General features: G+C 65.1%; 6 protein-coding genes. 3 read left to right on the forward strand and 3 right to left on the reverse strand.

Going from position 1 to position 12644, the window contains the following annotated elements; all coding sequences use genetic code 11:
- Positions 1-9: 9 nt before the first annotated feature.
- On the reverse strand, positions 10-468 hold the full coding sequence (locus GGR36_RS02020; RefSeq protein WP_183631352.1) for a universal stress protein: 459 nt from the start codon (positions 466-468) through the stop codon (positions 10-12).
- 180 nt (positions 469-648) lie between these two features.
- Here GGR36_RS02020 and GGR36_RS02025 point away from each other — a divergent pair, with 180 nt between their 5' ends.
- Together GGR36_RS02025 and GGR36_RS02030 are read left to right on the forward strand one after the other, a co-directional pair.
- Positions 649-1770, forward strand: coding sequence for an ABC transporter substrate-binding protein (locus GGR36_RS02025; RefSeq protein ID WP_183631354.1), 1122 nt, complete (start codon positions 649-651; stop codon positions 1768-1770).
- Positions 1767-5276, forward strand: coding sequence for an ATP-binding protein (locus GGR36_RS02030; RefSeq protein WP_183631356.1), 3510 nt, complete (start codon positions 1767-1769; stop codon positions 5274-5276). The genes GGR36_RS02025 and GGR36_RS02030 overlap by 4 nt, the downstream gene beginning before the upstream one ends.
- Positions 5277-5339: 63 nt before the next feature.
- Here the strand turns inward: GGR36_RS02030 and GGR36_RS02035 are convergent, their stop codons facing one another.
- Positions 5340-6512: a response regulator gene (locus GGR36_RS02035; protein WP_183631358.1), complete on the reverse strand. Its 1173-nt coding sequence runs from the start codon at positions 6510-6512 to the stop codon at positions 5340-5342.
- 14 nt (positions 6513-6526) lie between these two features.
- On the reverse strand, positions 6527-11611 hold the full coding sequence (locus tag GGR36_RS02040; RefSeq protein WP_183631360.1) for a PAS domain S-box protein: 5085 nt from the start codon (positions 11609-11611) through the stop codon (positions 6527-6529).
- A gap of 280 nt (positions 11612-11891) precedes the next feature.
- On the opposite strand from GGR36_RS02040, the gene GGR36_RS02045 reads away from it, so the two are divergent.
- Positions 11892-12641, forward strand: a complete 750-nt coding sequence (locus GGR36_RS02045) for an SDR family NAD(P)-dependent oxidoreductase (RefSeq protein ID WP_183631362.1) — start codon at positions 11892-11894, stop codon at positions 12639-12641.
- Positions 12642-12644 lie beyond the last annotated feature (3 nt).

The following is a 12644-nucleotide window of genomic DNA, read 5'->3' on the forward strand; positions in this document are numbered from 1 at the left end:
GGGGGCCGCTCAGGCTGGCGCCCGCACGCGCACCACGAACACCGAACATTCCACCTTGCGCGCGACGCGTTCGGCAACCGAACCCAGTACCCAGCGCTGGATACCGCGGCGGCCGTGCGAACCGATCACGACCAGGTCGACGCCGTTGGCGGTCACTGCGTCGGCGATCTGGTCGTCGGCGCGCAGGCTGTCCGATTCGAGCAGCAGGGTTTCGATGCGCAGGTGAGGGCGGTCGAGGTGCTTGCGGGCCGCTGCGAGCACCGCTTCCCCTTCAGCGCGCCAGACTCGCTGAACATCGACGCGCGAACCGAAGGGCTCGCCGCCGTGGCGGGCGGGCAGAAGGTTTTCGTCCAGCGCGTGGGCGACGATCAGCAGCGCTTCATGCGTAATGGCGAGTCCGGCAGCAACATCCAGCGTGTGGGCCGATGCGTCGCTGCCGTCGATGGCAACCAGAATCTTGTGGAACATGGTCTTTCTCCAGACGGACTAGCATCGCGAGATGGCCGTTATGCGGCCGCCGCGACAGGTTTCATGATGAATGTGTACCCTCCTGGGCGCATTGCTTTGGCGCAAACAGGCTCCGGCCCCTTCAGGGCGGGCGCTTTGTCGCCGTAGTTATTGGGGTGATTCGCAGAATGAGGTTCGCCGATGCCCTCGATTCGCAGTCCCGCCGTGATGGCGTGCGGACTTCTTCTTTGCCTCAACCTCGCAGCCTGCGCCAAGCCTGAACCTGTGCGCATCGGGTTTGTCGGCGGGCTGTCCGGCCGGGTCGCCGATCTTGGCGTGGGCGGCCGCAATGGTGCGACGATCGCGGTGGAGGAACGCAATGCCCACGGCGGCATCAACGGAAGAGCGATCGAGCTGGTGGTGCGCAACGACGAGCAGAAGCCGGACCTGGCGCGTCGCGCGGTCGAGGAACTGATCGAGCTGAAGGTCGCGGCAATCGTGGGCCATACGACCAGCGCAATGTCGGTGACGACGGTGCCGCTGGTGACCGAGCGCCGTGTCGTGATGGTGAGCCCGACCTCGACCGCGGACGAGTTGAGCGGGCGTGACGACTACTTTTTCCGGGTCGTTTCGGCGACCCGGTTCAATGCGGCGCGCAATGCCGCCTACGCGCTATCGCGGGGCCTCAAGCGCGCGGCGCTGATCTATGACCTCAACAACCGTGCCTATTCGGAGAGCTGGTACAAGGCTTTCGCAGCCCCCTTCGAGACGGGGGGCGGCAAAGTGGTGACGGCGCTGAGCTACACCTCCGGCCCGGATCTGCATTTCAGCGAACTGGCCGGCCGCCTGCTCGACGACGGCCCCGATCTGGTCATCATCGTCGCCAACGCGGTCGACACCGCGCTGCTGGCCCAGCAGATCCGCAAACATGATGCAACCGTCCAACTCGCATCGGCCGAGTGGGGCGGGTCGGACAAGCTGATCGAAATGGGTGGTAGCGCGGTGGAGGGCATGCTGGTCTCGCAGTACTACGACCGCAACAACGTGCGGCCCGACTATGTCGACTTCCGGCGTCGCTATCGCGAGCGATTCGGCGAGGATCCGGGGTATGCCGCGGTGTGCGGCTACGACGCCGCCGAGATGGTGATCGATGGTCTGGTCGCGCAGCTGCAAGGTGAAGACCTCAAACAGACGCTGCTGCGGCTCGGCAAGTTCGAGCTCTCGCAAGGACCGATGCAGATCGATCGTTTCGGCGACGCCAAACGGTCGGTGTATGTCACGGTGATCCGTGATGGCCACTACGAGGTTGTGCTCGCGCCATGAAACGCCCTGTGTCGCTGCGGGGCCTGCTTTCCTGGCAGTTTTCGCTCGCGGGAGTCCTGCCGCTGCTGCTGGTGATCGTCGCCTTGCTCGGCTACCTGCTGCCTTCGTTCGAGCGCACGCTGCGCGAGCGCGACAAGGTGCTCGCGAGCGCGGTGACCGAACAGGTCATGACTTTCCTGGGCTCGGCCGAGCTGGCCTTGAACTCCGCCGCGTTCATGCTGCGCAAGGGGGTTGCGCTCAGTCTGGTCAGCCCGATGCTCGACGCGCTGGCGGCTAACGAAGGGGCCACTGACGCGCTGCTGCTGATCGACTACGAAGGCATGGTTTCCGGCGTGGGCCTGCCGCCGCGCACACAGCCCTACCGCGACAATTTCATCGGACTCTCGCAAGTGGGGCAGCCGCACGTCCGCGAGGCGCTCGAGCGTGGCAAACCCGTGTGGTCGCAGACCTACCTGTCGCCGGTCAGTGCGCAGGTGGTCATCGCACGTGCGGTGCCGGTGGACGGTCAGGTGCTGGTGGCCGAGGTCAATGTTGAAAAGCTGTCGCGCAGCGTTTCCGCCCTGCGCGAGGAGGGAGGCGTGTTCGCGGTGCTGCTGGACCGGTCTGGTCGCATCGTTGCGCATCCCGACCCGCGCATGGCGCGGGAACAGGTGAACTTGAGCGACATCCCGCTGGTGCGCCAGGGCATGCGCGGTGAAATTGCAACCGGGCACTTCCCGGTGGACGGCAAGGATTACTTCGGTAGCACGGTGCCGATTCCGCAACTGGGCTGGGTCGCGCTGATCGGGCAACCCGCCGATACCGTCTTCGGCCCCCTGTACGCGGCGGCAGCGATTACGGTGATTGGTGTGCTGCTCGCGGCAGCGATGCTGCTCTACGTCGGCAATCGCACGGCGACGCGCGTCGCGGGCCGGATGGAGCTGGTGGCGGCGCGTGCCCGCGCCATCGTCGACGGCGGCGAGGTAGATCCGCTGCCGCCAACTCGGGTAGTCGAGTTCGCCCGCATCGGCGCGACGCTCGATGCGATCTTCGAGCGATTGCGTACCCGCGAGGCCGAGGTACGCAATGGTGCAGAACGCTTGCGCACCTTGCTGGAAGGCGCGCCGATGGGCGTCATCGAGTTGCGGGTCGAGCCCAGCGGGGGGCATTTCATTGTCGGCATCAACCCGCAGGTGCAGCGCGTACTCGGACTGCCGGCCGAGGGTGCGTTGGGGCATACCTTGCAGGGCGTCTTTCCCGGGTTCGACAACACCGCGCTTGCTCATGCCTGCAGTACCGTGGCGAGCGAAGGCGGCAGCATCGAGTCGCCTGGCTACGAGTACCAGGCGCCGGGCTGTGCCCGTGTGCTCGACATCTTCACCTTCCGCCACCATGCCGGCGTGGTGGCCTTGTGCTTCCACGACGTGACCGAACGCGTGCGCGCCGAGCACGCGCTGCGCGAGTCCGAGTTGCGTTTTTCGGCGGCCTTCCTCGCCGTGCCGGATTACGTGACGCTGTCGCGTGCCTCGGATGGCACGATCTACGACGCCAATGAGGCCTTCGAGCGGATCACCGGCATCCCTCGCGAAGCCGCTATCGGGCGCACCTCGGTGGAGCTGGGCATCTTCGTTCATCCTGAACAGCGTCGGCTGATCGCCAAGGGCACGCTGGAAGACGGCCGTGTGGATCGATTCCCGATCGAGATGTGGCGCGCCGACCGCACCGTGATCGAGGGTGTGGTCAGCACGCGTCTGGTGGAAATCGCCGGCGAGGCCTGCATGGTTGCCGTGATGCGCGATGAGACGGAAGTTCGCCGGGCGCAGCGGACGCTACAGCGCCTTGCGGCGGCGGGCGTCTCCGGTGGCCTGCGCAGTCTGCTCGACGCGGCCGTCGAGGGCGTGGGTGCCGGCGTTGCCGTACTTGCCCGCGCGAGTGCCGCCGACGCGGTGACGCTGTCGGGCTTGCGCACGGTCCAGGACGAAGAGGGTGGCCTCGCATTGCCCGCGCCTGCGCTGGCGCGCGCCATCGAGGCGCGTGCTTTCGCCGACTGGACGCCGCCGCAGGATGAAGCCGAGCGGCTTGCGCAGGCCTTCGGCTTCCATCCGGTGAGCATCGTGGTGGCGCCGGTCAGGTCGGACGAAGGCGGCGCGGAAGCCTTGCTCGTTGCCTTCGGCAGCGCTTTGCAATACGCCGAAACCACGCGCTCGCTGATCAAGGTGGTCGCGGAGCGCATCGGTCAGGAATTCGCCCGTCTGCACGCCGAGCAGGAACTGCGCCGCAGCCAGCAACTGTTCAGCCAGCTCTTCCATGCCTCGCCGGTGGCCCTGGTGGTGAGCCGATTGCCGCGTTTCGCGATCCTCGATTGCAACGAGGTGTTCTGCCGTCAGTACGGCATCCCGCGCGAACATGCAATCGGGCGCAACGGGGCCGAACTGGGGATCTGGGCGGACATCGAGGACCGCAAGGCGCTCTTGGCAGACCTTCTTGCGCGGCGCGAAAGCGCGGGTCGCGAGGCCTGGATGCACGGCCGCGACGGCAACTCGATCCGCTGTGCGCTCACCGCACGCGTCGTGCGCGACGGTGACGACGATCTGCTGATCCTGTCGCTGGTCGATGTCACCGCGATTCGCCGCGCCGAACAGGAAGTGCGGGAACTTAACGCCACCCTGGAAAAGCGGGTGGAGGAGCGCACCGTGCAACTGGTCGACGCCAACCTGGAACTCTCGAACGCGCTGCAGCGGCTGGAGCGGGCGAAGGACGAACTGGTGCAGTCCGAGAAGATGGCGGCGCTCGGCGGCATCGTGGCCGGTGTGGCACACGAACTGAACACGCCGATCGGCAATTGCCTGACGGTGACCTCTACGCTCAGTGAAGCCACCGAAGATTTGCTGCGCGAATCGGAGCAGGGCTTGCGCCGCTCGACGCTCAAGGATTATCTGGGCACCGCAGAGCAGGCGAGCGAGATCCTGATGCGCAATCTCACAAGGGCCGCCGAGCTGGTCGCCAGCTTCAAGCAGGTGGCGGTCGATCGTGCGAGCTCGAAGCGGCGCGACTTCCGCATCTCTGAAGTGGTTGCCGAAACCCTTCTGATGCTGCGCCCGACACTCAAGACCAAGCCCTACCAGATCGAAACCTCGGTCGCCGAAGACGTGGTGATGAGCAGCTACCCGGGGCCGCTGGGGCAGGTGCTCACGAACCTGGTGAACAATGCGGTGTTGCACGGATTTGAAGGGCGTACGCAGGGCAAGGTGCGGATTGATGTGTCCTGCGACAGCGGCGAGCGCGTGCGCATCGCGGTGAGCGACGACGGCGCCGGCATCAGCGAAGCCATGCAGCGCCGTGTGTTCGACCCCTTCTTCACCACCAAACTCGGGCACGGTGGCAGCGGGCTCGGCCTGCACATCGTGCACACCATCGTGACCGGCCTGCTTGGCGGCACCGTCGAACTGCAGAGTCAGCCGGGCGCGGGTACCACCGTGATACTGACAGTGCCGAGCCAGGCGCCCTTGCGGGACGACCCCGATTGAAGGGGCAAGGCAGGGGAAACGGGCCCGCAACAGCCCCTCGAACGCCCTTCAGTCACGCCTCAGTTACCCCTCGGCCATCCCTTTTCCGCCCGATGCGCGGGCGAGTTGCTCGGCCTTTTCCGCGATGTCCGCATCGGAATCGGAAAAGCGCTGCGCGATCTCATTGAAGCGCTCCTGCAACTGCAGGAATGCCTCGACGATATCCGGATCAAAGTGCGTGCCACTGCCGTCCGCGATGATCTGCACCGCCTTGTCGTGCGGCATCGCGGGTTTGTAAACGCGGCGGCTGATGAGGGCGTCGTATACGTCGGCCACGGCCATCAGACGGGCCGATAGCGGAATCGCGTCGCCGGACAGACCCTGCGGGTAGCCGCTGCCGTCCCACTTTTCCTGATGGCCGTAGGCGATGTCCTTGGCGTGGGCGAGAAAGGGGACTTCCATGCCAAGCTGGCGCTCGGCGTGCAGGATCGCATCGCGACCCAGCGCAGGGTGGGTCTTCATGATCTCGAACTCCTCCGGCTCGAAGCGGCCCGGCTTGAGCAGGATGCGATCGGGAATGCCCACCTTGCCGATGTCGTGCAGCGGCGCGGACTTGAACAGCATCTCGACCGTGTGGTCGTCGAGTTGTGCGGCAAAGCGCGGATGCGCCTGCAAGTGCCTGGCCAGTGCGTCGACGTAGAACTGGGTGCGGCGGATGTGGTTGCCGGTCTCGTTGTCGCGCGTCTCGGCAAGCGAGGCCATGGCCATGATCGTCACATCCTGGATCGCCTGCACCTCGCGCGTACGGCGCTGGACTTCGGCTTCAAGGAAGGCGTTCTTGTCCTTGAGGAAATCGGCACTCGCCTTTACCACAAGGTGGGTGTGTACCCGCGCCAGCACGATTGGCGGGCTGATCGGTTTGGTGATGTAGTCGACGGCACCCAGATCGAGCCCGCGTTTCTCGTCATCCATCTCCGCCTTCGCGGTCAGGAAGATCACCGGTATGTCGCGTGTCTGCGGGTTCGCCTTGAGGCGCTCACAGACTTCATAGCCGTCCATGCCGGGCATCATGATGTCGAGCAGGATCAGGTCCGGCGGTGCGGACGACTCGGCGATCTTGATCGCCTTTTCGCCATTGTTGGCGATCTTGACCTTGTAGACGTCCTTGAGCAGCCCGCTCATCAGCGTGAGGTTGTCAGGCGTGTCGTCGACGACCAGAACGGTATGGCGGCTATCGATCGCAGATGTGCTGTCCATGGTTTCCCTTCCAGTCAGTCGATCGTCACGCCAGCACTGCCGGCAGCCGATCTGAGTTTGTCGAGCGCGGTCTCGAAGTCGAACTCGCGGATGGCGGATTCGATCGCTTCACAGTCGGGGCCCAGCGCGGTACGCAGCATATCTGCATGCTGGTCGAAGGCGTCACCCGCCTCCGAATCGTCGTCTGCGAGGAGGGCAACGATGCGTTTGATGACCTCGGCCAGCGCGGCATGATCCACCGCGTTCGCACCGCTTGTTCTGGCTTCGCTCGGCAAGGCGGCCAGCAGCTTCGCGATGAGTGTCGTGAGCAGCGGTTCGAGTTCGGCAAGTCGCGCATCAAGTTCAGTGCGCGCTGCGTCGTCGTGGATCGCGTGCTCAAGTTCGGCCGCGACCGCCTGAACCTCGCCTGCGCCGATGTTGCCAGCCACCCCCTTGCAGGTATGTGCGATGCGCTCGGCGGTGGCGCGATCGCCGTTGTCCAGCGCGCCGCGGATGTCAGCGACCGTGGTGGCTTGACCGGCGGCGAACTTGCGCAGCATGTTCAGGTATAGCGCCTGCTTGCCGAGCACGCGACGCAGGCCCGATTCGCTGTCGAGCCCTTCGATCACCGGCAGTTCGGCGGTAACCACAGGGTGTTCGCCGGGCGGTCTCTTGGGTGTCAGGATGTTCTCGCTGAATGCCCGCGGCGGAATCCACTTCAGCAAGGCCGCCCACAACGTGTCGGGTTCGATCGGTTTGGGTACATGGTCGTTCATGCCCGCTTCCAGGCAGCGCTCACGGTCGCCCTGCATGGCGTTGGCCGTCATGGCCACGATAGGCAGGGCCGCATGCTCGGGCTTGGCGCGTATCGCCCGCGTCGCTGCCACGCCGTCCATGACCGGCATCTGCATGTCCATCAGCACCAGATCGAAAGCCTGGGCGCTGACGCGTTCAACGGCAATCGCACCGTTGTCAGCGACCTCGACCTCGAAGCCCGCGTCGCGCAGCAGTTCGCTCGCGACCTGCTGGTTCAGGTCGTTGTCTTCGACCAGCAGGATCTGCGCGCCGGCGCGTGACTCCAGTTGCTGCAGCAAGGAGGAGCTTGCCCGCGGCACGGCTGAGGTATCGCTGCGTGTGCCACCGAGCGCGCGGATCGCCGCGTCGAAAAGCATCGATGCGTTGACCGGCTTGATCAGGATTTCGTCGATGCCGGCCCCGGATGCGCCGCGCATCACTTCTTCGCGGCCATAGGCCGTCACCATCACCAGTTGCGGGGGCTTTGCGAGCCCAAGGGCGCGTATCCGCTTGGCGGTTTCAATGCCGTCGAGACCGGGCATGCGCCAGTCAAGAAAAACGATCTCGTAGGCTTCGCCGCGGCCTTGCGCGGCCTGGATTTCCTCAATCGCGTCGAGGCCGCTCGGCACCTGCGCGACGCGGAAGGTCATCGATTCGAGCAGGTCGGTCAGTACGGCACGCGCATTGGCGTTGTCGTCGACCACCAGCACACGACGTTCGCGCAGATCCGGTTCCGGTGTGAAACGCCGCGTTTGTGCTTCGCCTTTGGCAAAGCGCGCGGTAAACCAGAAGGTGCTGCCCTCGCCAGGCGTGCTGTCGACGCCAACCTCGCCACCCATCAACTCGGCCAGCCGTTTGCTGATCGCAAGGCCCAGTCCGGTGCCACCGTACTTGCGGGTGGTCGAGGTATCGGCCTGCTGGAAGGACTGGAACAGCCGTGCGCGCTGGTCTTCGTTCAGCCCGATGCCGGTGTCCCGCACCGCGAAGTGCAGCAGCACATCGGTGTCGCGCTGTTCAAGCACGCGGACGATCACGTCGATCTCGCCAGTCTCGGTGAATTTGACTGCGTTGTTCGCGTAATTGATCAGGATCTGGCCGACACGCAGCGGATCGCCGAGCAGCACGTCAGGCACCGATTTGTCGACGTCGAATACCAGCTCGAGCCCCTTGGCAGTGGCCTTCTCCGAGATCAGGTTGGCGACGTTGTCCAGCACGTTCTCCAGCGCAAACTCGGTTTGTTCGACCGTGAGCTTGCCGGCCTCGATCTTCGAAAAGTCGAGGATGTCATTGATGATGCCGAGCAGATGCTGGCCCGATTGCTGGATCTTGCTGACGTAATCGCGCTGGCGCGCTGTCAGCTCGGTTTTCATCGCGAGGTGCGACATGCCGATGATCGCGTTCATCGGCGTGCGGATCTCGTGGCTCATGTTGGCGAGGAAGTCCGACTTCATCTGCGTCGCTTCTTCCGCCATTTCGCGCGCCCGCTGCAGCGCGTCCATCGCGGCGCGGCGTTCCGTGACATCGTAGAACCACGAAAGCAGGCAGCGCTCGCCGTGGTGCTCGATGAAGCGCGAGCTGAGCATGACCCAGAAGGTTTCGCCGTTGGCGCGCCTCAGCTCGGTTTCCTGATCGCGGACTTCGGAGCCGCCGCGCATTCTGTCCAGCAGCGCTTGCCGCTGCCGTGGGTCGGCCCAGAACTGGGTGAAGTTGTAGCCCGGCAGCGCTGCCGCGTCGACGCCGAGCAGTTCGGCGAGCTTGCGATTGCAGAAACGCGCGGTGCCGTCTTCGGCGATGATGCCCACGCCCGCGGGGCTGTCTTGCAACATCGCGCGCAGTCGCGCTTCGTTTTCGGCGATTTCGCGCTCGAGCTTCTTGCGTTCGGTGATGTCGGTGGCCAGCCCGCATACGCCGGTCAGGCGGCCATTGTCGCCATACAGCGGGAACTTGGCGGTGAGCAGCGCGCGGCTTCCAAAGCCGGTTTCTTCCTGTTCGACGAGTGTCCCGCCGGCCATGATGGCGAGATCATCGTTGGCCATGCTTTGCGCGTGCTCGGGTTCGAACAGCTCTGCGTCGGAATGCCCGAGTGCCGCGTCGCGCTTGATGCCGGTCACCGCTTCCCAGCGCTGGTTGACGAGCAGGTATCGACCCTCGGTGTCCTTCAGGTAGATGATCGACGGGGTGTTTTCGATGATGCCTTGCATCAGTTTGCGGTTCTCGCGCAGCGCCTCTTCCGCCTTGCGCGCAGAGCGTTCCGCTTCCTTGGTGCGCGAAATGTCGACGATGACGCCAACCAGGCCCGCCGGGCTGCCGTCGCTGTTTGCAAAACCCGAGACGGTGTAAAGCGTGTCGTGCACCTTGCCGTCGGCGAAGACCATCGGGATCTCGTGCTCGATACGCCCGCCCTCGGCGATGACTCTTTCGTCTTCGGCCTGGTAGGCGCGGCGGTCCTCTTCTGGCAGGTAATCCAGATCGAGTACGCGCTTGCCGACAAAGCTCGCGCGCGCGACGCCGAAGGTCTCTTCGTAGTTCTTGTTGCAGCCGATGAAGCGGGTGCTGGCGTCCTTGTAGAACACGGCATTGGGCATGGCGTCCATCAACGCCTGGGTGACTGCAAGCTGGCGCTCGACCCCCTGCTGCGCGCGCTTGAGTTCGGTGATGTCCGAGGCCATCACGACCGCCTCGCGGAAGCGGCCCTCGCTGGTAAGAATTGCGGATGCCACCAGTTCCGACCAGCGCACCTGCCCGTCACCGGTGAGGAATCGGATGACGGTACGGAACACCGTGGTTTCGGCGCTCGCAAGCCGGGTGAAGCCTTCCGTGAACGCGGCGAAATCGTCCTCGAAGATCAGCGATTCGATGTTCCGGTCGCGCAATTCATCCTGGATGTATCCAAGCCAGTTGGCGAACGCCGGGTTGCTGCGGATCACCAGTCCGGTTGCATCGCAGCTGACGATACCGGTTCCGGCGTTGTCGACCAGTGCGCGGAAATAGGCCTCGCGGTCGGCGAGCTGCGCAGTACGTCGCTCGACCTTGGCCTCGAGCGTGCGGTTGGCGTCTTCAAGCTGCTGCGTCGAGGTCTGCAAGAGGCCGCGCATGGCCTCTTGCGCCGCAGCCAGTTGCGCCACTTCGGCCAGCCGGGCGGGTACCGAGACGGGTTTGTCCAGTTCCAGACGGCCGATGCGCTCGGCCTCGCTGCCGAGCATGGCGAGCGGCCGCGTCACGTTGGCCGCCAGACGGCGACCCAGCACAAACCCGATTGCACAGAGGCCGAGCAGGATCACCACGGCAGGGCCGATCAGGCGTGCGCCGCCGGCCACGAAGTCGCCCTGCGGGATGACGGTGACCGCGACAAAGTTCTGATCACCCGCATGGATCCGGATGGCGCGTGCAAACCATGGATCGGAGGTGTCGGGCGGTGTGAAACGTAGCAGCGCGATATCGTCCTGTCCGCGTTTCTTCCATTCCGCGAAAGCAGCCGCGGTGACCGTGAAGGGCGTCTGCTCGATTGGTGTCAATGCGACCTGCCGCAACGCGTTGTCGGTTGCCGCAGCGGGGTGTTTCGGTGCGCCGATCAGTTTCCCGTCGCTCATCAGCACCGAAACCCGCCCGGAGATGCCGATCTGCAGCGCACTGGTCAGATGCGAAAAATCCTGTAACAGGACATCGAAGGCCATGATGTAGCGCACGCCGGTGGCCGGGTCTGTCCAGCGCAGCGCGGCGGTGATGCCCGGTTCGCCCGTGGTGCGGAAACGGTAGGGCTCGGTCCAGACGACTTCCAGGTCCTTCTTCGTGGCCATGGCCTTCGTGAACCATGGTCGAGTGCGGGGGTCGTAGTCCGATTCTTCCCATTCTTCGGACAGCTGGTCGAGGTTCGACCCGAACTCGATCCACAGGTGCCGCCGTCCCCACGACCCCATGTGCGAGACGCGGTTCTTCCAGCCGTTTTGGGTTTGCAACAGCAGGATCTCGTCGCCGCCTTCACTGGCGATGTGCACCGAACCCAGCAGATCGCGCTGCTTGACGACATCGACCATCAGTCGGTTGAAGGTCGATTGATCGGTCGCGTTGATCACGCGGTTCAGTCCCCAACCCCCGGCAGTCATCGCGATCCGCTCGACCGAACGTACCCCGTCGGCGATGCGTTGTTCAACCTGGGCGCCGGCACGCTCTGCGTCGGCCGAGGCGATCTCGACGAGCATGGGCCGTGCCTGCATGAAGTAGAACAGCAGTGCGAACGACAGCACCGACAGCAACACCAGCAAGACGATCTGGAGCGTCAGGCGGGTGCGCAGGCTGGGCAGGGGCCTTGGTATCGATCCGAACATCGTGCGGATTCCTTCGTCGATGGATGATCGCGGTAGGTGTCGAACACAGGCTGGGCGCAGTGGCTTGCCGCCCGGGATCGCAGTATTTCACCGCCACTCGCGCCTGCATAGCGGTATGAATAGCCCCGAAAAGCTGCGCTGATGTTCGCGGCCTATGCCAGCGGTGAAGGTCGACAATCGCCGCATGCCCTCGGCCACGGGCATTTTCACCGCGACGACATCCCGGCCGGGGCGGATCGCCTATGCTTCCCTGATTCGGGATTGATGACAGGAAGCGAGCATGCAGATCGAAGGGCAGGTGTTTCTCGTCACCGGTGCGGCCTCGGGGCTCGGGGCGGCGGTGGCTCAGGCGTTCGCACAGGCTGGCGCGCACGTGGTCGGCGTGGATCTGCGCGTGCCGAGCGCGCCGCTGGCGGGCTTGGCCGCGTTTGTCGAGGCCGACGTGTGTGATGCCGGCGCACTGCAGGGCGCACTCGCGCGTGCGGGCGAAATCGGCCCCTTGCGCGGCGCGGTGCATTGCGCGGGCATTGCACCGGCTGCACGGGTGGTCGGGCGCGAGGGCCCGCATTCGCTGGATCTCTTCCGGAAGGTGATCGAGGTCAATCTGATCGGCAGCTTCAACCTGATCCGCCTCGCCGCCGACGCGATGAGCCGGAACGCGCCCGTCGCGGATGGCGAGCGCGGTGTCATCGTCACCACCGCATCGGTGGCCGCGTTCGACGGGCAGATCGGGCAGGCGGCCTATGCGGCTTCGAAGGCCGGCGTGGCGGGCATGACGCTGCCGATTGCGCGCGAGCTGGCACGCATCGGCGTACGCATCGCGACCATCGCACCCGGCATCATGCAGACGCCGATGATGGCCGGGATGCCGCAGGAGGTGCAGGACGCCCTGGGCGCGTCGGTACCCTATCCGCCGCGCCTGGGCCGGCCGGACGAGTTTGCCGCGCTCGCCCGCCACATCGTCGAGAACGTGTACCTCAACGGCGAGGTGATCCGCCTCGACGGCGCGATCCGCCTCCCGCCGAAGTAGTCA

Origin of the sequence: Niveibacterium umoris (genome assembly GCF_014197015.1) — a bacterium.
In the GTDB taxonomy this organism is placed as follows: domain Bacteria; phylum Pseudomonadota; class Gammaproteobacteria; order Burkholderiales; family Rhodocyclaceae; genus Niveibacterium; species Niveibacterium umoris.